Source organism: Paraburkholderia sp. BR10936, assembly GCF_040965735.1.
Taxonomy (GTDB): Bacteria; Pseudomonadota; Gammaproteobacteria; order Burkholderiales; family Burkholderiaceae; genus Paraburkholderia; species Paraburkholderia nodosa_A.
The window spans coordinates 454,621-478,406 of sequence record NZ_JBFRCM010000003.1 but is presented as its reverse complement, the minus strand read 5'-3'; the positions used below and the strand labels follow the sequence as shown (position 1 = coordinate 478,406).

The window sequence follows — 23,786 nt, the reverse complement described above, 5'->3', positions numbered from 1 at the left end:
CATTATACGCGTCACGTCGTGGCGAATTTTCGCTAAGTCACACGTTTGCGCATACCTGTCGTGCATTTTTCACGCATTTCTGCCGACATAAGCGAGGTGACGAAGGGCTAGCATCGGGCCCCGAAACTGTGGGGCCGACGCTTCAGCGCCACGCTTCGACGATGATGCGCTTGAGGATATGCAGCTTGCGGTGCAGGAAATGTTCCGCCCCCGGAATCACGACGACCGGCAATTCCTGCGGACGCGCCCATTCGTACACCGAGAGAATCGGCACGGTGTCGTCGAGCTCGCCGTGGATCACCAGCGTGTCGTCGCGCACGGGCGCGACTTCCCAGCGGCTCGCAGCCGTGCCGACGAACACCATGCGCTCGATCGCACCGCCCGCTTCGAGGTAGCGCTTCGCGACGTGCGAGAGCACGAAGGTGCCGAACGAAAAGCCCGCGAGCACGAGCGGCACGTCGGCCTGGCCTGGTTGCGCGCGCATGTAGGCGATGAGTGCGAGCAGATCGTCCTGTTCGCCGATGCCGTTGTCGTGCGTGCCCGCCGTTTCGCCCACGCCGCGAAAGTTCGAGCGATAGGTCGTGTAGCCGAGCTGCACGAGCGTGCGCGCGAGCGTTTGCGCGACCTTGTTGTCCATCGTGCCGCCAAAGAGCGGATGCGGATGCGCGACGAGCGCAATGCCGCGCGGCGTCGTGCCGGCGTCGGGCACGTCGAGCGCGCACTCGATCTTGCCGACGGGACCGTCGATCTGGAATTTATGTGTCTGGGCGTTCATCGTGCGGCAGTCCTTACGGGTACTGTTTGGCCGTGCATTGGAGCAATCAGCGATCGATTTTCAGGCGCTCGACCACCTGGCCGTTCTGCAGATGCGAGACGACGATTTCGTCGATGTCGCTCTCGTCGATATACGTGTACCACGTGCCTTCCGGATACACGACGACGGCCGGGCCCTCCTCGCAGCGATCGAGACAGCCCGCCTTGTTGATGCGCACCTGGCCGGGACCGGCGAGGCCCAGCTGCTTCACGCGCTTCTTCGCGTACTCCTGCATGGCCTGTGCGTTGCAATTCGCGCAGCTCGGGCGGTCCGCGCCGGGGTCGCGCTGGTTCAGGCAGAAAAAGACGTGGTACTTGTAGAACGAATCGGTCATGGCGTGGGGCACCGGTGAGTGTCGCGCAGTGAGCGCGGGCTTGCTGAAAGCGTGTGGCCCGCCTTGGCGGCAATACATTGCGTGGCGCGCGAGCGTGGCTGCGCGGCGATCCGGTCGATTATAGCGAGCGCGGCGTGAACGCTCTTGCGAGCGCCGCGCGCCCTCACCGGTCGTGGCGAGCGCGCTTCGCGGCCCGGCGCGCTCGCCGCACGAGCCACGCGCGTTCGAGCGAGAACGCCGTCCATGCGAGCGCGGCCCAGGGCCACGTCCACGCGAGCCAGCGCGCGAGGCCGTTGAAGTGCAGGTAGCGGCCCTGGCGCCAGTCCGCGAGCACGACGTCGAAATACGGATTCACGGGCAGCACATTCACGAACACGAGGGCCGCCGCGAGTGCGAGCGTCGCCGCCGCGGCGCGCACGACGCGCGGCAGACGCAAGGCGAGAAACGCGAGCAGCGTGCCCCACACGAGGCCCGCGAGCGCCCCCGGCGTCGCCCAGTCGAAAATCAGGCCGCTTTGCGACTGCAGAAAGGTCGCGCCTACCTTGACGACGAGTGTCACCGCAATCAGCGCAATGACGAGCCGCGCGCGCGGCGCCCGCGAGCGCATGGGGAGCGTCGCGAACGCCGCCGCGCCGAACAGGTTCAGCGTCGTGACGATCGCTTCCCAGCCGCTATCGGGCAGGCGCGCGGCCAGCATGTCGGGCAGCGAGCGCAGATGCCAGGCGGCAGGCGTCCAGGCAATCACGGCGTCCTGCATCGAGCCGTCGAGGCGCTGCCAGAGAGCGCGCGCCCACTCGCCCAAGCCGAAGAGGCGCGGCGTAGGGTACATCGTCGCGAACGGCCAAAGCCCCGCGAGCACCATCAGCACGGCCGCGTCGCGCTCGAACCAGCGAAAGCGCAGGCGGCGCAGGAAGCCGCGCTCGAGCAGCGCGCCGGTGGCGGGCGCCGCCACGAGCGCGCCGAGCAGTGCGCCGAGCGCGTTCGAGGCGAGATCGAGATTGGACGCCACGCGCGTGGGCAGCCAGGTCTGCACGGCCTCCATGACGCCCGAGAGCAGCGTGCCCGCAATGGCGGCGAGCAACACGGCGAGCCAACCGCGCCAGCGCGGCCACGCGGCGAGCACGACGAGCGCGCCGAACGGCATGTAGCCGAGCACGTTGGTGACGATGTCGAAAACCGTCCAGTAGCGTGGCCACGGATCGCCGAGATAGGCGAAGGGACTGAGGCCGAGCGAGCGCCAGCCAGTGAACGGATACCACGAGCCGTAGACGATCAGCGCCGTGTAAAGCGCGAGTGCCTGGCGCGAGAGCGTCGAGGCCTGGCGCGGCAGCGGCTCGCGTGCGGCGGCAGGCGATGGCGATGGCACTGGCGCTGACGACGCGGGCGTGTCGCCGCTGGCGATCGCACCGCGTTCGTCGCCAGCGCCCTGGCCGTTGCTTTGGCCACCGCTTTGACCACCCTCGTCGCCGTCCATCCCGCGCCGCCCGCCGTGCGGGGCGCGCAGCCGGAGCCGTCCCGCTTCGATCATGCCGCTATCCCGCCCTTGCCCCCGATGTCACGCCGCGCATCGCAATCGCGCGACGCCTCTCTATATCCCTCAAGGCGTGCCCGCGAACGACTGCGTGCTCAGCCACGCGCCCACTTGATTGGCGAAATCGTCACTGGCCGCCTGCAGCGCACGCACGCCGCCCGCGGCGTCGGGCGTGGGCGCCGGCGCGCGCGTGGCGAACGAGCGCTGCGCCAGCACCCTGCCGCCCTGCATGAGCGTTGCGCGCGCAGCCAGCACGCCCGCGCTTTGCGTCGGGCTCTCGAACACCTGCTCGAACTCGTACAGCTCGACCTTGAGCATCGGCGCCTGCACGGCGTCACCGCCGGCGAGCACCGTCGCGTGCGCGCCGAGCGACGTGCGCAGACGTTCCGTGAGCAGCCGCGCGGGCGACATCGTCCAGCGGCTGTTCGCGTAGCGCGCCGTGCGCTGCGAGTCGAAATTCATCCGGTAGAGGATGCCGTCGTTATCGAGCGGCGGCGGCGCGCTCACCGCCAGCACCTTCAAAAGCGGCCGGGCACCCGGCGCGCCGGGCACCGCCGGGGCGGCCTGGGCGCCAGGCGCTTCCTGCGACGACTGCAGGCCGAGGTCGTAGCGAGCCTCGTTGATCGCCGGATTGCTCGCACAGGCGGCGAGGAGCGCACCGAGCGCGAGCGCCGCCAGCCAGGCTGAGCCGGCCGCTGCAGCGCGTTGCATCGATGGTGGCAGGCGTGATGTGCGTGACATTGCGTTTCCTTCTTTGGCGCGCGGCGCATGCGCCGCGCGAAGTGCATCGAATGGTGTCGCGTAGGACCGTCAGGCAGCGGCGCGGCCTACCTCGTCCCCGCAGTAGCCGGCCACGCAAAGCCCGCCTCGCCGGGCCCGGGCGCCGGCTGCGGCGCGCCGCCGAACAGCACGCTGCGCGGGCTCGTGCTGAAGGTGCCCGCCGCGCGGTCCACGGCGCGCATGGCCGAGCGCACATCGTCGGTGAGCGAGTCGACGCGCGGCAGCGTGTCGTAGCCCACGCGCGCCGACAGGTCCTGGATCGAGGTGTCGATCGAGGTGAGCGCCGCGCCGGCCTGGGCCGCCGCCGTGCCGGCCTTGTTGAGGTTGGTCTGGAACGGGCCGTCCGGGCGGTTCATGCTCGTGATCAGCGTGTTGGTCGACTGCAGCGTGTGCTGCAGTTGCGTCACCGCGCCCGGTAGCTGCTTCGTGGCGGGCTGGAGCTGCTCGGCGAGCACGTTCACGCTGCTCGCGGCCTGCTGCAGGCTGTTCACGGCCTGCATCACCTGCTTGCGGTTGTCCTCGGAGAGCATTTCGTCGATGTCGCCGGCAATGTTGTCGAGCTTGCGCAGGAGCGCGTCGCCGCGGCGCTGGAGCTGGTCGAGCAAGCCCGGGCGCAGCGGCAGCTCGGCCACGCGCGCTGGCGAAGAATGCAACGGCGAGAGGTCCACGCCGTTGTCGTCGAGCTGCACGAACGCGATGCCCGTCACGCCCTGCAGCGCGAGCGAGCCGAAGGTGGAGCGCGTCATCGGCGCCTTCTGGTCGACGAGAATGCGAATGCGGATCTGGCCCGGATGCTGGGTATCGAACTTGATCGACTGCACCTTGCCCACGTCGATCCCGCGAAACCGCACCGCCGCGTCCGGATAGAGGCCCGTCACGCTCGAGCGCGAAATGAGGTCGTACGGCACGCGCACGGCCCGATCGGCGCTGAAGAAGACGACGACAAGCGCGATCACGATGAGCAGCCCTATCGTGAACATGCCCGCCCAGAACGCATGCGGTTTGTTTTCCATCGTCAGATTCCTTCTTTGGCGGCCGCGGCGCGCCGGTTGAGCCGGTCAGGCCGATCGAGCCGGATAGCGGCGCGCGCGGACCCTACCACGGCTTGTACCCCACGGCTGCGGGAGCGAGCGCCGCCGGCGGCAGCTTTGCGCGCCGCTCGGGCGGCAGCGCCTGGAGCGCGCGGCGACCGCGCATGCCCAGAAAGTACTCGCGGATGAACGGATGATCGACGCTCGCCGCCTCTTCCACGGGCGCCGCCACGAGCACCCTGCGCTCGGCGAGCACGGCCACGCGCGTGGAGAGCGCGACCATGGCGTCGAGGTCGTGCGTGACGAGCACCACCGTGAGCCCCAACGCCCGGTGCAGCGTGCTGATGAGCTCCACCACTTCGTCGGAGGAGCGCGGGTCGAGCCCGGCCGTGGGTTCGTCGAGAAAGAGCAGCTCCGGCTCCAGCACGATCGCGCGCGCGAGGCCCACGCGCTTGATCATGCCGCCCGAGAGCGCGGCCGGCATTTTTGACGCGTGCTTGCACGGCAGCCCGACCATTTCGAGCTTGAGCATCACGATGTCGCGCAGCAGGCCGGCCGGCACCTTGCCGAGTTCGCGCACGGGCTGCGCGATGTTGTCGAACACCGTGAGCGACGAGAACAGCGCGCCCTGCTGGAACAGCATGCCGGTGCGCGTGCGCATGAGGCGCGCACGCTCGGCGTCGATGGTCGAAATGTTCTCGCCGAACATCTTGATGGTGCCCGAGGTCGGCTTCTCGAGCCCGAGGATCTGGCGCACGAGCGTGGTCTTGCCCGAGCCCGAGCCGCCTACCAGCGTGACGATCTCGCCACGGCGAATTTCCAGGTTCAGATGCTGATGGACGACGTTGCGCCCATAGCGCTTCGAGAGGTTGTGGACCTCGATCACCGGCTCGCCGATGGTCGGCAGCGGCAGATCCTGCGCGACCTCCTTGAGCGGCGTGGTGATCGTGCCGGTCGTTTTCGTCTCGATCGTCGTAACCGTCGTGCCAGTCGTGCTCATGAAAGCCCCACGTTCTGGAACAGGATCGCGAACACGGCGTCGGCGAGGATCACGATCGTGATCGACGTGACGACCGACGTGGTCGTGCCCTCGCCCAGGCTCTGCGAATTCGCCTTGATGCGAAAGCCGAAGTGACAGCCCACGATCGCCACCAGCATGCCGAACGCCACTCCTTTGCCGAGGCCGATCCAGAGATTGGCGATCGGCACGACGCTGGGCATCGAGCGCATGAACCACGAAATGTCGATGCCCAGCACGATCTTCGCCGCGATCGCGCCGCCTAGCAACGCAATGATGTCGGTCCAGATCACGAGCAGCGGCATTGCGATGCCGAGCGCGATCACCCGAGGCAGGATCAGACGCAGGCCGTGCGAGATGCCCATCACGCGCATGGCGTCGAGTTCTTCGGTCACGCGCATCACGCCGATCTGTGCCGTGATGGCAGAGCCCGAGCGCCCCGCCACGAGAATCGCCGAGAGCACGGGCCCGAGTTCGCGGATCACCGCGAGGCCGAGGATATTGACGATGAACTGGTTCGCGCCGAACAGGCGCAATTGCTGCGCCGAGAGGTACGACAGCACGATGCCGATCAGAAACGCGACGAGCGCCGTAATCGGCAGCGCGCGCGCACCGGCGTTGTAGATGTTCGCCGAAATCTCGATCCACGGCGTGACCTTGGGCTTGCGCACCACGAGCAGCAGATCGAGGATCACGCGCCCGAACATGGCGATGCCGCCGTACAGGTGGTCGAAGAACGAGAAGATCGCGAGGCCGAGCTGCGTGACCGGATCGATGCGCACGATGCGCTCCGCCGGCTCGCGCACGGAGTCGAGCAGGGCGATGCGCTCGAAGATGTCGCGCTGCGTTTGCGTGAGGTCGACGAGGTCGGCCGGCAGCTTGTGGCCCCAGACGCGCCAGAGCGCCTGGCCGCCGACGTGATCCATGCGCTCGACGCCCGAGAGGTCCCAAGCGCCCACGCGCTCTTCGGCGAGCGCACGCAGACGGCGCGCGGCGCCGCCCTGATCGCGGTCGCGCGCGAGCGCGAGCGCTGTCCACTGGCCAGACAGGCGCACGGTCTTTCCGTGGGTGCCGGCCGAGACTTCAAGGCCGGGCGGCGTGTCTTGATTCAAGGGTAAGCACTCGACGGACGGGGTGAGCAAACATTGTAACGAACGCGCCCCGTTTCGTCGGTCCGAAAGCGCACGGTCGGCTTTCAGACACGAGGCGAACTGTGGGCAACTCTCTGGATAACTTGTGGACTGCCTGTGGGCGGCCTGTGAATTGCCTAAAGATTGGGCAAATTGCGGGGAATCGACGGGGCGATTGCCACCTTCGCGCCTGTGGACGATTCCGTGGATAACCTGTGGGCTGCCTGTGGGTGGCATGTGAATTGCCCACATTTCGGGTCGAAACAGCGTTGCGGGCTGCTACCCGCGCCTCAGCCACTACAATATGAGACATGAATGCGACGCCCCCCACCCCCGAGACTCCGAGCGCCGGCGACTGGCGCATCGACCGCGACCGCGCGATCACGCTGTTCGGCCCGGCCGCACACGACTGGCCCATCGAGATCGTCGAGGAAACCGGCTCGACCAACGCCGACCTCATGGCGCGCCTGAAGGCGCTGCCGCAAAAGCGCGACGCCCTCGCACGCCCGATCGTGCGCGTGGCCTATCTGCAGACGGCCGGCCGGGGCCGGCGCGGCCGCACCTGGGTCGCGCAGCCCGGCGACGCACTGCTGTTCTCGATCGGCTGCGTGCTGCCGCGCCCGATCGAAGGGCTTGCGGGCTTGAGCCTCGCCGTCGGCTCGGCGTTGGTGGACGGCCTGCGCACGCTGCCCGTCACGGCGCCCGGACAAATCGCGCTCAAGTGGCCCAATGACGTGCTGCTCGAAGGCGACAAGCTGGTGGGCATCCTCGTGGAAACCGCCTGGACCACCGCCGACGCCACAGCGGTCGTGATCGGCATCGGCACGAACGTGCGCGGCGAAGATGCGCTCGCCGCCGGCGTCGAGGCGCTCAACGCCGCGGGCGGCAGCGCGGCAGTCGTGCCCGGCACGACGCCCACGGCGCTTTCGCGCGCGTGGCCGAACGCCAATCTCACCGACACGCTCGCCGCCGAACTCAACGCACTCGAAGCCGCGCTGCAACGCTTCGGCGCGGCGGGCTTTGCGCCCTTCCAGGCGCGCTGGAACGCGTGCCACGCGTACGCGGGCCGCGAGGTCGCCATCTACGAGCAGGGCAAGGAACTGCTGCGCGGCACCGCGACCGGTGTGGACGAGCGCGGCCAGTTGATCCTCGATACGCCGAACGGACGCGAGACCGTCACGGCCGGCGACGTGTCGCTGCGGCTCGCGGACAGCGGCGCATGAGCCGCGGCCCCTTCCTCCTCATCGATGCAGGCAACAGCCGGATCAAATGGGCGCTCGTCGCGCAGGATGGGTCGCGCCTGCACGCGGGAACGATGAATCATGTGCGCGACGACGGCGCGCAATCCGCGCCCATCGCTCATGAAGCTGGTAGCAGCGAAGAATGGGCGACGCTGCCCCGGCCCGCCGGCGCGTGGATATCGAACGTCGCGGGCGCGGCGGTGGGCGATCGCCTCGGCGCGCTGGTCGAGGCGCACTGGCCCGGTCTCCCGCGCACTGTCGTGCGGGCCTGCGCGCAGCAGTGCGGCGTGACGAACAGCTATGCCACGCCCGACGCGCTCGGTAGCGACCGCTGGGCCGGCATGATCGGCGCGCACGCCGCCTATCCGGACGAGCCGCTCCTGATCGCAACATTCGGCACGGCCACCACGCTCGAAGCGCTGCGCGCCGACGGCACCTTCGTGGGCGGCATGATCGCGCCGGGCTTCACGCTCATGATGCGCTCGCTCGGCGAGCACACCGCGCAGCTGCCCGTGGTCGCCGGCGGCATGGCGAATGCTGCCCAGCCAGGCATCGCTTTCGCCACCGACACGCGAAGCTCGATTGCGGCGGGCTGTGCGCTCGCGCAGGCCGCGCTCATCGAGCGCGCCTGGGCGGATCTACAGGATGCGTGGAGAATGCCAGTGCGGCTCGTGGTGAGCGGCGGCGCAGCGGCCGAAGTGACAGCGGCGCTCAAGGTGCCGCATACTCGCCACGATGCACTGGTGCTGTCGGGCCTGGCGCTCATCGCGGCGCAGTCCTGAGACGCGCGTCACCCGCGCGCCGCTTACATCCGGCCCTGAAACTGAACGAACGTTTTCGAAGGAGCTTCACACGATGCTGCGCTGGCTGATCGCCATTCTGATTCTCGCCAACGGCCTCGCCTTTGCGGCCATTGGCGGCGTGTTCGGCCCGACGCCCTCGTCGGGTTCGCGCGAAACCCAGCACCTGAACCGGCAGATCCACCCCGAGCGGCTCGTGGTGAAGCCGATCCGGCCGTCCGAATCGGCCGACGTGCCGACCGTCGGCGGCCCGGTGACGGTACCGTCGGTGCAGGCGTCGACCCTCACGCAGTAAGCGACAGCTCAAACGCAACCGGCCGGGGGTCGGGCGCGCCCATGCGTTGGGCGGCCCGGCCTCCGGCCGGTTTTGCATCGTCCGCCACATCGTGCGGACGTACGTCGCGACTTACTTCGATCCTTCCTGCGCGCGCACTTTCTGCAGCAGCTTCGTCGTGGAGCGGTCGTGCTCGAAGGCGATCGCGAGCGCCCGACCGCCCCAGCCGCGCACCAGCGCCGACTCGGGCAGCGCGTCCATGTCGTAGTCGCCGCCCTTCACGAGAATGTCCGGGCGCAAGGCTCCGATCAGCTCGACGGGCGTTTGCTCACCGAACTGCACGACCCAGTCCACGCTCTCCAGCGCCGCCAGCAGCGCCATGCGGTCGTTCTCGTTGTTGATGGGGCGGTCATCGCCCTTGCCGAGCATCTTCACCGAAGCGTCGCTGTTCACGCCGACGATCAGCGTGGCGCCCAGCGCCTTCGCATCGGCGAGATAGGTGACGTGTCCGCGGTGCAGGATGTCGAAGACGCCATTGGTGAACACCACAGGGCCGGGCAGCGAGGCGCGCAGTTGCGCGAGCGCCTCGCGGGTCGTGATCTTGCGTTCGAAGGAAGCGGGCATGGAATGAGGCTCGGATAAAAAATAGGCGCGGATCGATTTGGGCGTGCCGCATTGAGCAAGCCAGTGAGACGCGCGCCAATGAAAACGGCCCGTCACGCGAAAAGCGCTTCGGGCCGTCCCGGTCGCGGCGCGCCACGAAAGCACGCACGCGAGATGTCCCGGCGCGTCAGGCCGGCTGTTGCGTGCCTTGCTCGGCCTGCAGGCGCTGCACCACTTCCTTGCGATAGCGGTTCAGTTCCTGCGCCGTGGTGAACGTGCGCTCGAACAGGATCGAGAGGTTGTGCAGAATGCGCTCGATCACCTTCTTTTCCCAGCCGTCGTCGAAACGGATCTGCTCGTCGAGCCAGCGCTCGAGCCATTCCGGGTCGGGCAGGCGCGACTGCACGGTGTCGCGCGGGAACAGCGCCTGGTTCACGTGCAGATTCGTCGGGTGCAGCGGCTTTTCGGTGCGGCGCGCCGAAGCCATCAGCACGCCGATCTTCGCGAACGCCGCGCGCGCGACGTCGCCGAAATTGTTGAGCGCCTTCTTCATGTAGCGCAGATAGGCGCCGCCGTGGCGCGCTTCGTCGCGCGAAATCGTTTCGTAGATGGCCTTGATGACCGGTTCCGTGTGCCATTCGGCGGCACGGCGATACCAGTGGTTCAGGCGGATTTCGCCGCAGAAGTGCAGCATGAGCGTTTCGAGCGGCGGCGCCGGATCGAACTCGAAGCGCACGGCGTGCAACTCTTCTTCCGTCGGCACCATTTCCGGCTTGAAGCGGCGCAGGTATTCCATGAGCACGAGCGAATGCTTTTGCTCCTCGAAGAACCACACGCTCATGAACGCCGAAAAGTCGCTGTCGTGATGGTTGTCGCGCAGGAACATTTCCGTGGCCGGCAGCGCCGACCATTCGGTGATCGCGTTCATCTTGATGGTCGCGGCCTGCTCATCGGTAAGGAGCGACGCATCGAACTTGTCCCAGGGAATGTCCTTTTCCATGTCCCATCGGACCGATTCGAGCGATTTGTAAAGTTCCGGATAAAGCATCGTGTTCATAGTCCCGCCCCTGATCTGCGCAAAACGCGCGCATGACGAATTCGTAGCGTGCCGCGTGCCCGCATACAACGCGGCCGCGCAGGCAAAAAGCATTTAATTTTACGCGGTATCCGGCCCTCTGGACGCAATCGCAGACCGGCGAACGCAACACGCGTTGCCCCACGACAATCCAGCCAACCGGAATGAAGGCGCCGTCGTGGATTCTGGGTAGCTGCTCCGTTCCTCGAACCCGGCCGCCTGATACCGCTGATCACTACCGATACCGGCAAGGCATGCAAGCCATCGCCGCGCGGCTATGCGACACAATGCCGCATTCTCGCACCCCACGTCGACGTCTTTTTGACACACCTGCTGGCTGATTTTCCAATGGGCCGACATCCCGCCCGTCAAGGCCGTGGAACCTGCGCGGCGGAGCGTCGCAACGCCGTCCGCAACTCCCACAAATGACCGGAAAAACCTTACACAATAATAGCATGCCGATGTTTCAGTTCCGCCGCGCCCCGAAATCCATGATCGCGCCGTCTGTCGGAGCTTTGAGCCAAGTCAAAAGAACGTCGCTTTGAGCGAGCGTGTCGTGGTCACCCAGCTCGATCAATTCAGCCGTCGCCGAAATATTCGTGGCGGCCGTCGAGTTCGAGACGCACGGCCGGGAACACGAATGGAATCGCCGCCGAAGCGAGCAGATGCGCGGGCGTGAGCGCGACCATGCGCGCGGTGCGTTGCACGCGCCGCCACGACAATCGGCTTGCACCTGGTAGAACATGACGTGCCGCCCCGACGAATAGCTGCGCCGTGACGGCGAGCGCCGCGGCGCGCCTTATTCGGGCTGCGCCGGCGCCTTCTTCGCGCCGCGCGGCGCGCTGCGGCCTGCGCCGCCGCTGTTGCCATTGCCGTTGCCGTTGCCGGTGTTGCTGCTCCGCTTGGCGGTGCTGCTGCGTTTGGCCGTGGCGGCTTCGGTCTTCGCCTGCGCCTCGCTCACCGCTTGCGCCGCCGCTTGCGCGGCCTGCGCCGCGGCGGCGGGCTGCGCCATCGCGAATTGCGCAAGTTGGTTGAACTGCGCCTGCACGAGATTCCACCACGAACCCGCGTCGAAGCCCGGCGGCGCGGCTGCCGCACCTTCGGACGCAGCGCCTGCGTTCGCGGCCTCGGGCTCGGTGGCCCGCTCGCGCGCGGCGCCCGCTCTCGGCGCTTCGGATTCGGCGTGCGTCGGCGTCATCTGCGCCTGCGCGAACGCGCCGAACGCACGCAGCGTGGTGAGCGTGGCGCGCTGTACCTCGAGCGCCTGGATGGCGGACTGCAACATACCGAGATTGAGCTTGAGCCACTGCTCGACGGCGCGCAGATCGGTGATCCGCTTGTCGAGTTCCTCGATGTTGGTGAGCGGCGTCATCATGTCGGTCATCATCGAAAGCGGCGGGCCAAAGGCTTGCGCCACGCCCGGTTCGCCGCCTGGAAACGCGCCGCCGAACGGCGTGAGGCGCATCATCCCCCACATCTGGTCGAGCATTTCGGCGGGCGGAAAGCCCGGAAAACCCGGGAACGGCGGCATGGTGCCTGCTGAGTCGGTCATGCGGTACTCCCTCGCATAGATAGGTGGTCAAATGCGCGCGTGTGGGCGGCACGAAACGATCTCTTCGATGATAGCGCGCGTAAAACCAGAAATCGGCAGAAAGCGCGAATCAGAATGGATCGCCGCCCGGAAACTCCGGCGCGCGCCGCTCGCGCAGCGACTTCACGCCTTCGCGCACGTCGGGTCCCGCGAAGCCCATGAATTCGAGCGCGAGCGACGTGTCGAAGTTCGGCCCCGCCATGCGCAGCCAGTTGTTGAGCGCGTACTTGGTCCAGCGCAACGCGGTTTGCGAACCGTTGGCGAGGCGCTTCGCCACTTCGAACGCTTTCGGCAGCAAGTCGTTCTCGTCCACGGCGAGCGAGACGAGGCCGATGCGCTCCGCCTCCTCGCCGCTCACCGGCTCGCACAGCAGCAGGTAATACTTCGCCTTCGCCATGCCGCACAACAGCGGCCACACGATCGCCGCGTGGTCGCCCGCCGCGACGCCCAGGCGCGTATGGCCATCGATGATGCGCGCCGTTTTGGTGGCGATGGAAATGTCGGCCAGCAGTCCCGCGACGAGCCCCGCGCCCACCGCCGGACCGTGCATGGCCGAGACGATCGGCTTGCCGCAGTTGATCACGTTGTAGACGAGGTCGCGCGCCTCGCGCCACACGCGCGCGCGCACGTCGAAATGCGTGGCCATGTCCTCGACGAGCTGCAAGTCGCCGCCCGCCGAAAAGCCCTTGCCCTCGCCGCGGATCACGGCGACGCGCGCGTCGGGATCGCGATCCACGTCGCGCCAGATCTCGGCGAGTTCGCGGTGCATGTTGGCGTCGGCGGTCGCGAGGCCGCTCTTGTTCGTGCCCTCGCCGCTCATCACGATCTCGACGATGCCGTGCTCGTGCCGCCGCACGCGCAAAGCGTGATAGTGGGCGTAAAAAGGATCGTTCATGGGCGGACCTCCTTTGCTTCGGATTACTGATTACGTGAAAGCGATGGCACTGCCGCTCATCAATGCGGCTGATACATCCACTTGCCATCGTGGATCTCGACCATCACGCGCGCTCGCGCGTCGAGGCCGAGGTGATCGGTGGCGCTCATGTTGACGACGCCATTGGTGTCATGCAGCCCGTGCGTCGCTTCGAGCGCGTCGCGCAGCGCGCGGCGAAACGCGGGCGTGCCGGGCGCAGCCGACTTGAGCGCGACGGGTATCGCGTTCTGCAGCAGGAGCCCCGCGTCCCACGTGTAGGCGCCGAATGCCGACACGGTGCCCGCGCCGTTACGGGCCTCGTAACGCGAAATATAGTCGAGCGCGAGGCGCCGGCCGGGCTGGTCCTCGGGCAGTTGCGCGGCCACCAGCACCTGGCTTGCGGGCAGGAAGGTGCCGTTGCAGTCGGCGCCGCACACGCGCAGGAAGTCGCGGTTGCCCACGCCGTGGTTGTGATAGATGACGCCCTTGTAGCCGCGCTCCTTGAGCGCCTTGGGCGGCAGCGCGGCGGGCGTACCGGCCGCGCCGACCACGACGGCATCCGGGTGCGCCGCGACGATCTTGAGGACCTGCCCAGTCACGCTCGGATCGGTGCGATTGAAGCGCTCGTTCGCGACCAGCTTGATGTCGTGCTGCTGCGCGGCCTTCGCAATCTCGGCGTAGAACGTCTCGCCGAGCGCGTCGGCCTGGCCGATATAGGCGAGCGTCTTCACGTTGTGCGCGGCTGCGTGCTCCATGATCGCGCCGGCCATCATCGCGTCGGTTTGCGGCGTCTTGAACATCCAGTGGCGCTTGTCGTCGACGGGCTCGATGATCTTCGCCGACGAAGCGAGCGAGATCGTGGGCGTCTCGCCTTGCGCGATCACGTCGAGCATCGCGAGCGAGTTGGGTGTGATCGACGAGCCGATGATCGCATCGACATGCTGCTCGTCGATGAGCTTCTTCGTGTCCTGCACGGCCTGGGTCGTGTCGGACGCGTCGTCGAGCACGATGTACTGAACTTTCTGACCCGCGATCTCGGTGGGGAACATCGCGGCGGTGTCGCGCGCGGGAATGCCGAGCGAGGCGGCCGGACCCGTGAGCGAAAGCACGAGACCGATCTTGACCTGCGCGAGCGCGAACGTAGGCACACAGACAGAAAAAAGCAGGGCGATGCGTACAGCAAGACGGCTGGGGCGAGAAGCGTTCACGGTGTCTCCTTGTCGTTTTACGTTCGGATGCTGCGTGCTTCTACGGCTCGTACCTTGACTGCTCTGCCCGATGCGCCCGAAGAAAAAGGGCGTTCGCCAGTGTAGCCGCACGCGTGGCGCGCGGCATCCGGCGAAACCCTTCAGCGTTTGCGTGTCAATGCTCGCCGTGGAGCGACGCCACGGCCTGATCGATCGCGCCGAAAATCGACTTGCCCGCTTCGTCGAGCATCTCGATCTTCACGCTGTCGCCGAATTTCATGAACTCGGTGCTCGCCTGTCCGCTTTCGATCGTTTCGAGGCAGCGCTTCTCGGCAATGCAACAGTAGCCGCGCTTTGTGTCTTTGTTCGAGACCGTGCCCGAACCGACGATGGCGCCCGCGCGCAGATTGCGCGTTTTCGCAGCGTGCGCGATCAGCTGGCCGAAGTGGAACACCATGTCCGTGCCGGCATCGGGCTGACCCACCTTCTTGCCGTTCCAGTGCACGATGAGCGGCAGGTGCACGCGCCCTTCGCGCCAGTGCTCGCCGAGCTCGTCGGGCGTGACCATCACCGGCGCGAACGCGCTGGCCGGCTTGCTCTGGAAAAAGCCGAAACCCTTCGCGAGTTCCGCGGGAATGAGATTGCGCAGCGAGACGTCGTTGACGAGCGCAACGAGCCGCACGGCCCGCAGCGCTTCGTCGGGGCTCGCGCCCATCGGCACGTCGCCGGTCACGACGGCCACTTCGGCCTCGAAGTCGATGCCGAACGCCTCGGACGCGCACACGATGTCGTCGCACGGCCCGATGAAGTCGTCGCTGCCGCCCTGGTACATGAGCGGGTCGGTCCAGAATTCGGCGGGCATCTCGGCGCCGCGCGCGCGCCGCACGAGTTCGACGTGATTCACGTACGACGAGCCATCCGCCCACTGGTACGCACGCGGCAGCGGCGCCATGCAATCGCGCGCGTCGAAGCTGAACGCGTTGCGCGCGCGCCCGTAGTTGAGCGCGTCGTACAGCTCGGCGAGCTGCGGCGCGTAGAAGCGCCAGTCGTCGAGCACGCGCTGCAGCGTGGGTGCGATCGCATCGGCAATGGCGGCGCTGCGCAGGTCGCGGGAAACGACGATCAGCTGGCCGTCGCGGGTGCCGTCCTTCAGCGTGGCAAGTTTCATGGAATCAGACGTGAGTGACGATAAGGGAAATGTATTCTACGATGGTGAATCGGCGGGCCCCAAGCGGGCGTGCCGTACGCCCCAGTCGCCGTACGTTTGAACACCACAACGCATCCCATGCCGCCAACCGTCCGATCCGCCTCGCCGCGCGCGAGCGCCCCAGACGCCACGAACGCCGAAGATCTCGCCGATCCCCTCGACACCGCCGAAGCTGCGGAAGGCGCCGAAGCCGGCGAAGAAAAACTGCGCTCGGGCATCCAGTCGATCGAAGTGGGGTTTCGCCTGCTCGAAGTGCTCACCAGCGAGCCTCGCGCGATGATGCTGCGCGACCTCGCGCAGCGCGCGGGCATGAGCCCCGCGAAGGCGCACCGCTATCTCGTGAGCTTCATGCGCCTCGGCGTGGTCGCGCAGGACCCGCTGACGGGACGCTACGAACTGGGCGGCTTCGCGTTGCAGCTCGGACTCGCGCGCCTCGCGCGCGTGGACGGCGTCAAGCTCGCGCGCCTCGCGCTCACCGAATTGCGCGACGCGCTCGACATCACCGTGGGCATCGCCGTGTGGGGCAACCAGGGGCCGACCGTCGTGCACTGGCTGGAGTCGAGCCACCCCGCGAAAGCGTCGCTCAAGCTCGGCGATGTGATGCCGATGCTCAGTTCCGCCACGGGCCTGCTGTTCGCCGCCTACCTGCCGCGCAGCAAGACGGCCCCGATGATCGAGCGCGAACTCGCGGGCGCGCAGCAGTACTCGTACGGCTCGACGCCGCGCACGGCCGATGCGCTCGAACAGGCGCTCGTGGAAGTGCGCGAGCATGGCGCAGCCCGCGTGGAAGGCATGTTGCTGCCGACCATCCACGCGTTCTGCACGCCCGTGTTCGACGCGAGCGGCGAACTCGCGCTCGGGCTCATCGCGCTCGGTCACGAAGGCGCGTTCGATATCGCCTGGAACGGCGCCGTGGACACCGCGCTGCGCGCGTGCGCCGAAAAACTGTCGTACGAATTGGGGTACAGTCCAACGCCGCGCTGAGGGCTGCGTCCCCGGGGCCGGCACATGTGACCCTGCTCGCGCGCGTCTGCGTTTCTGCAAGCACCCGGCGGGTTGTGTCACATTAACGTACGACCGATACCGACTCACGAACCGCCGATGTCCACGCCAGCCGCCCCGCGCGAGGTACGCCGCCTCGACACCGACTCACGCACGCCGCAGCGCATGCGCGCGTGGCGCTGGGTCGGTGTGTTCGTCGCGGTCACGGCGCTGCATTGGCTCGCGGCCGAATGGTTCGAGCGGCATCACGGCGCGCCGCCGCCTGTCGCGCACGTGCGCGTGCCGGTGCAAGTGGCGCTCCTCAAACCCGAACGCATCGAGCGCGAGGCCAAGCCCGCGGGCCCCGCGGCAGCGCCCGCGCATGCCGCGCCCAAACCCGCACCGAAGCCTGCCGAGCCGCACACGCTGCACGCGGTGACGCCGCCCAAACCGCACCCCAAAGCGCCGGCTGCGCCGCCGGATACGCAGGCGGCGTCCGCGCCCGCAGCCGCGTCGCCAGCCAGCGCGAGCGCCGCCGGCACCAGCGGGACCGCTGGCACGGCGCCCGGCAACGGCAAGCAGCCTTCGGCGCAAGCCACGCAGGCCTCGCACGGACTGAAGTTTTCGGTGCCCCCATCGGGCGAACTGCAGTACGACACGTTCTATAACGGCGTGCGCAATCAGCCCGGCACGATCCACTGGTCGAGCGACGGGCAGCGCTACGAGATGGTCGTGCGTGTGCCCCTGCCCTTCGTCGGCGAGTTCAGCTGGACGAGCAAGGGCCGTGTGGACGCCTTCGGCCTCGCACCCGATCAGTACATCGAAAAGCGCGGCCATCGCCCTTCGGATGTGACGGTTTTCAATCGCACCGACAAGCAGATCGTGTTCACGCGCACGCCGAACTCGCTCGCGCTGCCCGATGGCGCGCAGGACCGCTTCAGCATGGTGATGCAGCTTGCGAGCCTCGTGCGCGGCGACCCCGACGCGTACAAGCCCGGCGTCACGCGCGAGTTCTATGTCGCGGACAACGACAGCGGCGAGACCTGGCCCATCACCACGATCGGCGACGAAACCGTGAGCACGGATCATGGCTACGTCACCGCGCGCCACTTCATGCGTCTGCCGCGTCGCGAGGGCGACAAGCGGCGCATCGACGTGTGGCTCGCGCAGTCGCTCGGCTGGTTGCCCGTGCGCCTCGTGCAAACCGAACCGAATGGCAACCAGTTCGAACTGGTGTGGCGTGGCGCACTCACGGTGCCGAGCGCATCGAACGCGCCCGCGCCAGCGCCCGATTCTGCGGCGGCCGCAACCGCCCCGGCGCCCAGCGCGGCACCCGACACAACATCGGCACAATCGGCAACACCGGAGGCGGCGCCGGCTTCTGCGCCTGCTGCATCACAAGCGCAACCGCAACCGTCTGCGCAGCCGGCGCCACCCGCCAATTTGCAGACAGAACAGCCAACAGAATCACCGCCTCAACCGTCTACTGGCGATGCGCAACCCTCATCCGATTCGCCAGGCCCGGCGGCCGAGCATCCCTGAGCGCGCAAGCGCACGCACCACTCGATCCGGACGGCCCGCTTCACAACACAAATTCGCGAAATAGCGCATACTGGAATCGAGCCATGCGTCAAGGATCGCAAGGCATCGCGCGCATCACGAAGGGCCAAAGAACAAGCAGACGAAACACGGCAGCACGACGCCGCGCGCAAACAACGGACCAGTGAACGGACCGACAAACGGACCAGCACGAACAAACCGATACACCGCTGCACAAGACGGACAAAATCGGCACGACACAATAAACAGCGCAGCAAACAGGGACGCGACACACAAGCTAACGAACATCGCATCGCGCATCGTCTGCGCGCGCCAGGCGCGCGGATTGCTCCACCAGCATCGCGTGCATGCAGTACCTCGCAAACGGCTTGACTCCCAGCCTGGAAGGCGAAGGAGGAACCCATGCAAGTGACTGTCAATGGCATCGATACGCACTATGTCTTCGACGACAGGAGCGGTGGGCCCGCGCTGGCGTTCATTCACCAACTGGGCGGCGACCTTGGCGTGTGGGACACGCTCGCCGGACATTTCCGCCACCGCCACAGCGTACTGCGCTATGACGTGCGCGGCCACGGCGCGAGCGCCGTCGCGAGCGAGCCTTTCGGCTTCACAGAACTCGCCGCCGACCTCGATGCGCTTTTCGACGCCACTGGCATCGAGCATGCGCATCTCGTGGGCATGTCGATGGGCGGCATGATCGCGCAGCAGTTTGCGCTCGATTTCCCGGAACGCGTGACGACGCTCACGCTTTGCGACACGGCGAGTCATACGCCGCCACAAGCGCGCGAAACATGGAACGAGCGCGCCGCCACAGTACGCAGCGAAGGCCTCGGGGCGCTCGTCGACGCAACGATGGCACGGTGGTTCACCGCCGACTTCCGGCATGCGCATGCGCCGACTGTCGAGCGCATTTGTGACGTTTTATTACGGACCCCTTCAGAAGGTTATGCGATGGCCTGCGAGGCGCTACGCGATTTCGACGTGCAAAAGAGGCTCGCGCAACTGCGCGTGCCGACGCTCGCAGTCGCGGGCCGCCACGACAGCGGCACGCCGGTGGCCATGACGCAGGCCCTTGCACGCGCGATAGAAGGGTCGCATTTCGTGGTGCTCGATGCCGCACATCTGGCCCCGGTAGAGGAGTCGCACCGTTTCACCGCTTTGCTAGAAACGTTTCTCAAACAGTTGGTCTAAGCAGTTCGAAGTAAAAGCATCATGGCAGTGGCAGCAGACGCAGTTGAGAAGTGAAGTAAAAAGGGAGAGCAGTCCACATAAGAGGTGATGCGGGACCCACCCCTTGAATTCCAGAACGAACGCTCCATGTATTGACCGAGAAGGTCAGGGAGCACAGGAAAAAGGAGTGTCGCCATGCAAATGATCTACAACAGTCCCAACTATTGCGTCGTCGAGTTCCCACCGCAGGACGGCCACAGCGCGATGCGCGCAGGAGGCTACGAGATCGTCGACAAGAACGCGCGCCGCGAGATCTTCATCGACGGCGTGATGGCGGCACGTTTTCGCGAAGACGTGCAAAAGCTGATGGACGAAGACCAGTCGCTCGACGAAGTCGACGAATTCCTCGGACAGTTCGACAGCCTCATGCAGCAACCCGTCGTGCTTCACTGACGCTAGCGCACCCCGCGGCACTCAACGCGCAGCGTCCTTCACACGAAACCCCGTCCGGCTTGCCCGGCCGGGGTTTTCTTTTGGCCGTCCGGCGCGAGCCACAGCGGTTGCCTGCGCGCGACGCCGCCCGCAGCGGCGCGTTGCCGCAGCGGCTACAATGTGGGGTTTCCCAGTTCAACCGGCACCACGCCCGCCCGCGATCCATGAACCAGCCCGCAGCCCTTGCCCCGCGCCCCGCCGGGGACGCCAAATACACGCGCGGCGCAGCGCTTCCCGCGCTGCTCGCCTCGCGTATCGTGATCCTCGACGGCGCGATGGGCACGATGATCCAGCGCTACAAGCTCGACGAAGCCGCCTATCGCGGCGAACGCTTCAAGGACTACCCGCGCGATATCAAGGGCAACAATGAACTGCTCTCGCTCACGCAGCCGCAGATCATCAGCGAGATTCACGAGCAGTATCTCGCGGCGGGCGCGGACATCATCGAGACCAACACGTTCGGCGCGACCACGGTGGCCCAGGACGACTACGGCATGGGCGATCTCGCCATCGAGATGAACGTCGAGTCGGCGAAGCTCGCGCGCGCCGCGTGCGCAAAGTATTCGACGCCGGACAAGCCGCGCTTCGCCGCGGGCGCGATTGGGCCGACGCCGAAAACGGCAAGCATCTCGCCCGACGTGAACGATCCGGGCGCGCGCAACGTCACGTTCGAAGAACTGCGCAATGCGTACTACGAGCAGGCGAAGGCGCTCATGGACGGCGGCTGCGACCTCTTCCTCGTCGAGACGATCTTCGACACGCTCAACGCCAAGGCCGCGCTGTTCGCGCTCGACCAGCTTTTCGAAGACACGGGCGAGAATCTGCCGATCATGATCTCGGGCACCGTCACCGATGCCTCGGGCCGCATTCTCTCGGGCCAGACCGTCGAAGCGTTCTGGAATTCGCTGCGACACGCGAGACCGCTCACGTTCGGCCTGAACTGCGCGCTGGGCGCGGCGCTCATGCGCCCGTACATCGCCGAGCTTGCGAAGCTCTGCGACACCTACGTCTCGTGCTATCCGAACGCGGGCCTGCCCAACCCGATGAGCGACACGGGCTTCGACGAAACGCCCGCCGATACCTCGGCACTGCTCAAGGAATTCGCGAGCGCCGGTCTCGTGAACGTGGCGGGCGGCTGCTGCGGCACGACGCCCGAGCACATCGCGGCCATTGCCAAAGCGCTCGCCGAGGTCAAGCCGCGCCGCTGGCCCGGCCAGTATCGCGACGCCGCCTGAAGGCAATTTCGACCGCTGCTTCCGAGTCCCGCCCCCACACCCTACGATCCGGTCCCACGCCATGACTGACCATACCCTGCGCCTTTCCGGCCTCGAACCCTTCAACGTGACCGAAGGCACGCTGTTCATCAACGTGGGCGAGCGCACCAACGTGACCGGCTCGAAGGCTTTCGCGCGGATGATTCTCAACGGCCAGTTCGACGAGGCGCTCGCGGTTGCGCGCCAGCAGGTCGAAAACGGCGCACAGGTCATCGACGTCAACATGGACGAAGCCATGCTCGACTCGAAGGCGGCCATGGTGCGCTTCATGAACCTCATTGCCTCCGAGCCCGACATTGCGCGCGTGCCGATCATGATCGACTCGTCGAAGTGGGATGTGATCGAGGCGGGCCTGCAATGCGTGCAGGGCAAGGCCATCGTCAACTCGATCTCGCTCAAGGAAGGCAAGGAGCAGTTCGTGCATCACGCGAAGCTGATTCGCCGCTATGGCGCGGCGAGCGTGGTGATGGCGTTCGACGAGCAGGGCCAGGCCGATACATTCGCGCGCAAGACCGAGATCTGCAAGCGCTCCTACGACATCCTCGTGAACGAAGTGGGCTTCCCGCCCGAGGACATCATCTTCGACCCGAACATCTTCGCGGTGGCCACGGGCATCGAGGAGCACAACAACTACGCGGTGGACTTCATCGAAGCCACGCGCTGGATCAAGCAGAACCTGCCCTACGCGAAGATCAGCGGCGGCGTGTCGAACGTGTCGTTCTCGTTCCGCGGCAACGACCCCGTGCGCGAAGCGATCCACACCGTGTTCCTCTACCACGCCATTCAGGCCGGCATGGACATGGGCATCGTGAACGCGGGCCAGCTCGGCGTGTACGCCGACCTCGACGCCGAGCTGCGCGAGCGCGTGGAAGACGTGGTGCTCAACCGCCGCGCCGACGGCACCGACCGTCTGCTCGAGATCGCCGACAAGTTCAAGACCGGCGCCGCGAAGAAGGAAGAGAACCTCGAGTGGCGCAACCAGGCGGTCGAAAAGCGTCTTGCGCACGCACTCGTGCACGGCATCACGAACTTCATTGTCGAGGACACCGAAGAAGCGCGCGAGAAGATCATGGGCGGCGGCGGCCGCCCGATCAACGTGATCGAAGGCCCGCTCATGGACGGCATGAACATCGTCGGCGACCTGTTCGGCCAGGGCAAGATGTTCCTGCCGCAGGTCGTGAAGTCGGCGCGCGTGATGAAGCAGGCCGTGGCCCACCTCATTCCGTTCATCGAGGAAGAAAAGCGCCTGCTCGCCGAGTCGGGCGCCGACGTGCGCGCGAAGGGCAAGATCGTCATCGCGACCGTGAAGGGCGACGTGCACGACATCGGCAAGAACATCGTGTCAGTGGTGCTCCAGTGCAATAACTTCGAAGTGGTCAACATGGGCGTGATGGTCCCGTGCAACGAGATCCTCGCGAAGGCCAAGGTCGAAGGCGCGGATATCGTCGGCCTCTCGGGGCTCATTACGCCGTCGCTCGAGGAAATGGCTTACGTTGCGAGCGAAATGCAGCGCGACGACTACTTCCGCATCAAGAAGATTCCGCTGCTCATTGGTGGCGCGACCACCTCGCGCGTGCATACGGCCGTGAAGATCGCGCCGCACTACGAAGGTCCGGTTGTGTACGTGCCGGACGCGTCGCGTTCGGTTTCGGTGGCGTCGAGCCTGCTGTCGGACGAAGGCGCGGCGAAGTACCTCGACGAGCTCAAGGCCGACTACGAGCGCATTCGCGACCAGCACGCCAACCGGAAGGCGACGCCGCTCGTGACGCTCGAAGAAGCGCGCGCGAACAAGACGAAGATCGACTGGGCGAACTTCCAGCCCGTGAAGCCGAAGTTCATCGGCCGCCGCGTGTTCAAGAATTTCGACCTGAACGAACTCGCGAATTACATCGACTGGGGTCCGTTCTTCCAGACGTGGGATCTCGCCGGCCCCTATCCGCAGATCCTCAACGACGAGATCGTGGGCGAGTCGGCACGCCGTGTGTTTTCCGACGCGAAGTCGATGCTTTCGCGCCTGATTCAGGGCCGCTGGCTGCAGGCCAACGGCGTGATCGCGCTGTTGCCCGCGAACACGGTGAACGACGACGACATCGAGATCTACACCGACGAGTCGCGCAGCGAAGTCGCGCTCACGTGGCGCAACCTGCGCCAGCAGTCGGTGCGCCCGGTGGTGGACGGCGTGATGCGGCCGAACCGGTCGCTTGCCGACTTCATCGCGCCGAAGGACTCGGGCGTGGCGGACTACATCGGCATGTTCGCGGTGACGGCGGGCATTGGCGTGGACGTGAAGGAAGCGCAGTTCGAGAAGGACCACGACGACTACAGCGCGATCATGCTCAAGGCGCTCGCGGACCGCTTCGCGGAAGCGTTCGCCGAAGCGCTGCACGCACGCGTGCGCCGCGACCTGTGGGGCTATGCGGCGAGCGAAACGCTCGACAACGACGCCCTGATCGCCGAAAAGTACGCGGGCATTCGCCCGGCGCCCGGCTACCCGGCCTGCCCGGATCACCTCGTGAAGCGCGACATGTTCGACTTCCTGCAGGCGGGCGAGATTGGCATGAGCGTGACGGAATCGCTCGCCATGCTGCCGGCCGCGAGCGTTTCGGGCTTCTATCTCGCGCACCCGGACAGCACGTATTTCTCGGTGGGCAAGATCGGCCAGGACCAGCTCGCCGACTATGCAAAGCGTATGTCGCTCTCCGACCAGGACGCCCGCCGCGCGCTCGCGCCGCAACTCTAGGCCGCACGGCGCGCCGCCCCGCGCGGCGCGCTTTTCCCCC

The 23,786-nt window shown here is 66.7% G+C and carries 22 protein-coding genes and 1 pseudogene; 9 read left to right on the top strand and 14 right to left on the bottom strand.

What is annotated here, in order from left to right:
• Nucleotides 1-142: 142 nt before the first annotated feature.
• From AB4Y36_RS08710 to AB4Y36_RS08680, 7 genes are all read right to left on the bottom strand, one after another.
• Nucleotides 143-775, bottom strand: coding sequence for an alpha/beta hydrolase (locus AB4Y36_RS08710; protein ID WP_368682752.1), 633 nt, complete (start codon nucleotides 773-775; stop codon nucleotides 143-145).
• Between the two features lie 46 nt (nucleotides 776-821).
• Nucleotides 822-1,148, bottom strand: coding sequence for a ferredoxin (locus AB4Y36_RS08705; protein WP_069265095.1), 327 nt, complete (start codon nucleotides 1,146-1,148; stop codon nucleotides 822-824).
• A gap of 163 nt (nucleotides 1,149-1,311) precedes the next feature.
• Complete coding sequence (locus AB4Y36_RS08700; RefSeq protein WP_368682751.1) at nucleotides 1,312-2,676, bottom strand: VanZ family protein; 1,365 nt, start codon at nucleotides 2,674-2,676, stop codon at nucleotides 1,312-1,314.
• Between the two features lie 69 nt (nucleotides 2,677-2,745).
• A complete protein-coding gene (locus AB4Y36_RS08695; protein WP_368682832.1) occupies nucleotides 2,746-3,390 on the bottom strand; it encodes an ABC-type transport auxiliary lipoprotein family protein in 645 nt (214 codons plus the stop codon).
• A gap of 116 nt (nucleotides 3,391-3,506) precedes the next feature.
• Nucleotides 3,507-4,472: an MlaD family protein gene (locus tag AB4Y36_RS08690; protein ID WP_069265099.1), complete on the bottom strand. Its 966-nt coding sequence runs from the start codon at nucleotides 4,470-4,472 to the stop codon at nucleotides 3,507-3,509.
• 82 nt (nucleotides 4,473-4,554) lie between these two features.
• On the bottom strand, nucleotides 4,555-5,490 hold the full coding sequence (locus AB4Y36_RS08685) for an ABC transporter ATP-binding protein (RefSeq protein ID WP_083245276.1): 936 nt from the start codon (nucleotides 5,488-5,490) through the stop codon (nucleotides 4,555-4,557).
• Nucleotides 5,487-6,620 (bottom strand): ABC transporter permease, encoded by a 1,134-nt coding sequence (locus tag AB4Y36_RS08680; RefSeq protein ID WP_069265102.1) that lies wholly within the window; start codon nucleotides 6,618-6,620, stop codon nucleotides 5,487-5,489. The genes AB4Y36_RS08685 and AB4Y36_RS08680 overlap by 4 nt, the downstream gene beginning before the upstream one ends.
• A 329-nt stretch (nucleotides 6,621-6,949) precedes the next feature.
• Here AB4Y36_RS08680 and AB4Y36_RS08675 point away from each other — a divergent pair, with 329 nt between their 5' ends.
• The 3 genes from AB4Y36_RS08675 to AB4Y36_RS08665 all read left to right on the top strand — a co-directional run bounded on the left by AB4Y36_RS08675 (nucleotide 6,950) and on the right by AB4Y36_RS08665 (nucleotide 8,974).
• Complete coding sequence (locus tag AB4Y36_RS08675; RefSeq protein WP_368682750.1) at nucleotides 6,950-7,861, top strand: biotin--[acetyl-CoA-carboxylase] ligase; 912 nt, start codon at nucleotides 6,950-6,952, stop codon at nucleotides 7,859-7,861.
• Entirely contained in the window at nucleotides 7,858-8,661 is an 804-nt protein-coding gene (locus AB4Y36_RS08670) for a type III pantothenate kinase (RefSeq protein WP_368682749.1), read from the top strand. Before AB4Y36_RS08675 ends, AB4Y36_RS08670 begins: the two co-directional genes overlap by 4 nt.
• Before the next feature lie 73 nt (nucleotides 8,662-8,734).
• A complete protein-coding gene (locus AB4Y36_RS08665) occupies nucleotides 8,735-8,974 on the top strand; it encodes a hypothetical protein (RefSeq protein ID WP_342949561.1) in 240 nt (79 codons plus the stop codon).
• A gap of 111 nt (nucleotides 8,975-9,085) precedes the next feature.
• Here AB4Y36_RS08665 and rfaE2 read toward each other — a convergent pair whose 3' ends face one another.
• From rfaE2 to AB4Y36_RS08630, 7 genes and pseudogenes are all read right to left on the bottom strand, one after another.
• Nucleotides 9,086-9,577 (bottom strand): D-glycero-beta-D-manno-heptose 1-phosphate adenylyltransferase, encoded by a 492-nt coding sequence (rfaE2, locus tag AB4Y36_RS08660; RefSeq protein ID WP_342949562.1) that lies wholly within the window; start codon nucleotides 9,575-9,577, stop codon nucleotides 9,086-9,088.
• Between the two features lie 166 nt (nucleotides 9,578-9,743).
• Complete coding sequence (locus AB4Y36_RS08655) at nucleotides 9,744-10,613, bottom strand: acyl-ACP desaturase (protein ID WP_028201777.1); 870 nt, start codon at nucleotides 10,611-10,613, stop codon at nucleotides 9,744-9,746.
• Nucleotides 10,614-11,212: 599 nt separating this feature from the next.
• Nucleotides 11,213-11,400 (bottom strand): annotated as a pseudogene (locus AB4Y36_RS08650) (patatin-like phospholipase family protein); the annotation flags it as partial.
• Nucleotides 11,401-11,430: 30 nt separating this feature from the next.
• Nucleotides 11,431-12,183, bottom strand: a complete 753-nt coding sequence (locus AB4Y36_RS08645; RefSeq protein ID WP_342949564.1) for a PhaM family polyhydroxyalkanoate granule multifunctional regulatory protein — start codon at nucleotides 12,181-12,183, stop codon at nucleotides 11,431-11,433.
• A gap of 109 nt (nucleotides 12,184-12,292) precedes the next feature.
• Complete coding sequence (locus AB4Y36_RS08640) at nucleotides 12,293-13,117, bottom strand: enoyl-CoA hydratase/isomerase family protein (protein WP_342949565.1); 825 nt, start codon at nucleotides 13,115-13,117, stop codon at nucleotides 12,293-12,295.
• A gap of 59 nt (nucleotides 13,118-13,176) precedes the next feature.
• Nucleotides 13,177-14,307: an ABC transporter substrate-binding protein gene (locus AB4Y36_RS08635; protein WP_368682831.1), complete on the bottom strand. Its 1,131-nt coding sequence runs from the start codon at nucleotides 14,305-14,307 to the stop codon at nucleotides 13,177-13,179.
• 190 nt (nucleotides 14,308-14,497) lie between these two features.
• Nucleotides 14,498-15,490, bottom strand: coding sequence for a fumarylacetoacetate hydrolase family protein (locus AB4Y36_RS08630; RefSeq protein WP_342949566.1), 993 nt, complete (start codon nucleotides 15,488-15,490; stop codon nucleotides 14,498-14,500).
• Between the two features lie 117 nt (nucleotides 15,491-15,607).
• On the opposite strand from AB4Y36_RS08630, the gene AB4Y36_RS08625 reads away from it, so the two are divergent.
• The 6 genes from AB4Y36_RS08625 (at nucleotide 15,608) to metH (ending at nucleotide 23,746) form a co-directional block, all read left to right on the top strand.
• Nucleotides 15,608-16,513 (top strand): IclR family transcriptional regulator, encoded by a 906-nt coding sequence (locus AB4Y36_RS08625; RefSeq protein ID WP_368682748.1) that lies wholly within the window; start codon nucleotides 15,608-15,610, stop codon nucleotides 16,511-16,513.
• Nucleotides 16,514-16,630: 117 nt separating this feature from the next.
• Nucleotides 16,631-18,052 (top strand): DUF3108 domain-containing protein, encoded by a 1,422-nt coding sequence (locus AB4Y36_RS08620; protein WP_368682747.1) that lies wholly within the window; start codon nucleotides 16,631-16,633, stop codon nucleotides 18,050-18,052.
• Nucleotides 18,053-18,472: 420 nt separating this feature from the next.
• Nucleotides 18,473-19,261: a 3-oxoadipate enol-lactonase gene (gene pcaD, locus AB4Y36_RS08615; protein ID WP_368682746.1), complete on the top strand. Its 789-nt coding sequence runs from the start codon at nucleotides 18,473-18,475 to the stop codon at nucleotides 19,259-19,261.
• Between the two features lie 174 nt (nucleotides 19,262-19,435).
• The gene (locus tag AB4Y36_RS08610; RefSeq protein WP_028201771.1) at nucleotides 19,436-19,693 is read left to right on the top strand and encodes a DUF3567 domain-containing protein; all 258 of its coding nucleotides are present in this window, start codon (nucleotides 19,436-19,438) and stop codon (nucleotides 19,691-19,693) included.
• Between the two features lie 203 nt (nucleotides 19,694-19,896).
• Nucleotides 19,897-20,967, top strand: a complete 1,071-nt coding sequence (locus tag AB4Y36_RS08605; RefSeq protein WP_368682745.1) for a homocysteine S-methyltransferase family protein — start codon at nucleotides 19,897-19,899, stop codon at nucleotides 20,965-20,967.
• A gap of 61 nt (nucleotides 20,968-21,028) precedes the next feature.
• Nucleotides 21,029-23,746 carry a methionine synthase gene (metH, locus tag AB4Y36_RS08600; protein ID WP_083245277.1) on the top strand — a complete coding sequence of 906 codons (2,718 nt, stop codon included), beginning with the start codon at nucleotides 21,029-21,031 and terminating at the stop codon, nucleotides 23,744-23,746.
• Nucleotides 23,747-23,786: the final 40 nt, after the last annotated feature.

Coding starts and splice junctions, on each gene's coding strand:
- AB4Y36_RS08620 (WP_368682747.1), top strand. CDS start 16,631: ATGTCCACGCCAGCCGCCCCGCGCGAGGTACGCCGCCTCGACACCGAC.
- AB4Y36_RS08655 (WP_028201777.1), bottom strand. CDS start 10,613: ATGAACACGATGCTTTATCCGGAACTTTACAAATCGCTCGAATCGGTC.
- AB4Y36_RS08690 (WP_069265099.1), bottom strand. CDS start 4,472: ATGGAAAACAAACCGCATGCGTTCTGGGCGGGCATGTTCACGATAGGG.
- AB4Y36_RS08625 (WP_368682748.1), top strand. CDS start 15,608: ATGCCGCCAACCGTCCGATCCGCCTCGCCGCGCGCGAGCGCCCCAGAC.
- AB4Y36_RS08665 (WP_342949561.1), top strand. CDS start 8,735: ATGCTGCGCTGGCTGATCGCCATTCTGATTCTCGCCAACGGCCTCGCC.
- AB4Y36_RS08630 (WP_342949566.1), bottom strand. CDS start 15,490: ATGAAACTTGCCACGCTGAAGGACGGCACCCGCGACGGCCAGCTGATC.
- AB4Y36_RS08640 (WP_342949565.1), bottom strand. CDS start 13,117: ATGAACGATCCTTTTTACGCCCACTATCACGCTTTGCGCGTGCGGCGG.
- AB4Y36_RS08705 (WP_069265095.1), bottom strand. CDS start 1,148: ATGACCGATTCGTTCTACAAGTACCACGTCTTTTTCTGCCTGAACCAG.
- pcaD (WP_368682746.1), top strand. CDS start 18,473: ATGCAAGTGACTGTCAATGGCATCGATACGCACTATGTCTTCGACGAC.
- AB4Y36_RS08675 (WP_368682750.1), top strand. CDS start 6,950: ATGAATGCGACGCCCCCCACCCCCGAGACTCCGAGCGCCGGCGACTGG.
- rfaE2 (WP_342949562.1), bottom strand. CDS start 9,577: ATGCCCGCTTCCTTCGAACGCAAGATCACGACCCGCGAGGCGCTCGCG.
- AB4Y36_RS08685 (WP_083245276.1), bottom strand. CDS start 5,490: ATGAGCACGACTGGCACGACGGTTACGACGATCGAGACGAAAACGACC.
- AB4Y36_RS08645 (WP_342949564.1), bottom strand. CDS start 12,183: ATGACCGACTCAGCAGGCACCATGCCGCCGTTCCCGGGTTTTCCGGGC.
- AB4Y36_RS08700 (WP_368682751.1), bottom strand. CDS start 2,676: ATGATCGAAGCGGGACGGCTCCGGCTGCGCGCCCCGCACGGCGGGCGG.
- AB4Y36_RS08605 (WP_368682745.1), top strand. CDS start 19,897: ATGAACCAGCCCGCAGCCCTTGCCCCGCGCCCCGCCGGGGACGCCAAA.
- AB4Y36_RS08610 (WP_028201771.1), top strand. CDS start 19,436: ATGCAAATGATCTACAACAGTCCCAACTATTGCGTCGTCGAGTTCCCA.
- AB4Y36_RS08710 (WP_368682752.1), bottom strand. CDS start 775: ATGAACGCCCAGACACATAAATTCCAGATCGACGGTCCCGTCGGCAAG.
- metH (WP_083245277.1), top strand. CDS start 21,029: ATGACTGACCATACCCTGCGCCTTTCCGGCCTCGAACCCTTCAACGTG.
- AB4Y36_RS08670 (WP_368682749.1), top strand. CDS start 7,858: ATGAGCCGCGGCCCCTTCCTCCTCATCGATGCAGGCAACAGCCGGATC.
- AB4Y36_RS08695 (WP_368682832.1), bottom strand. CDS start 3,390: ATGCAACGCGCTGCAGCGGCCGGCTCAGCCTGGCTGGCGGCGCTCGCG.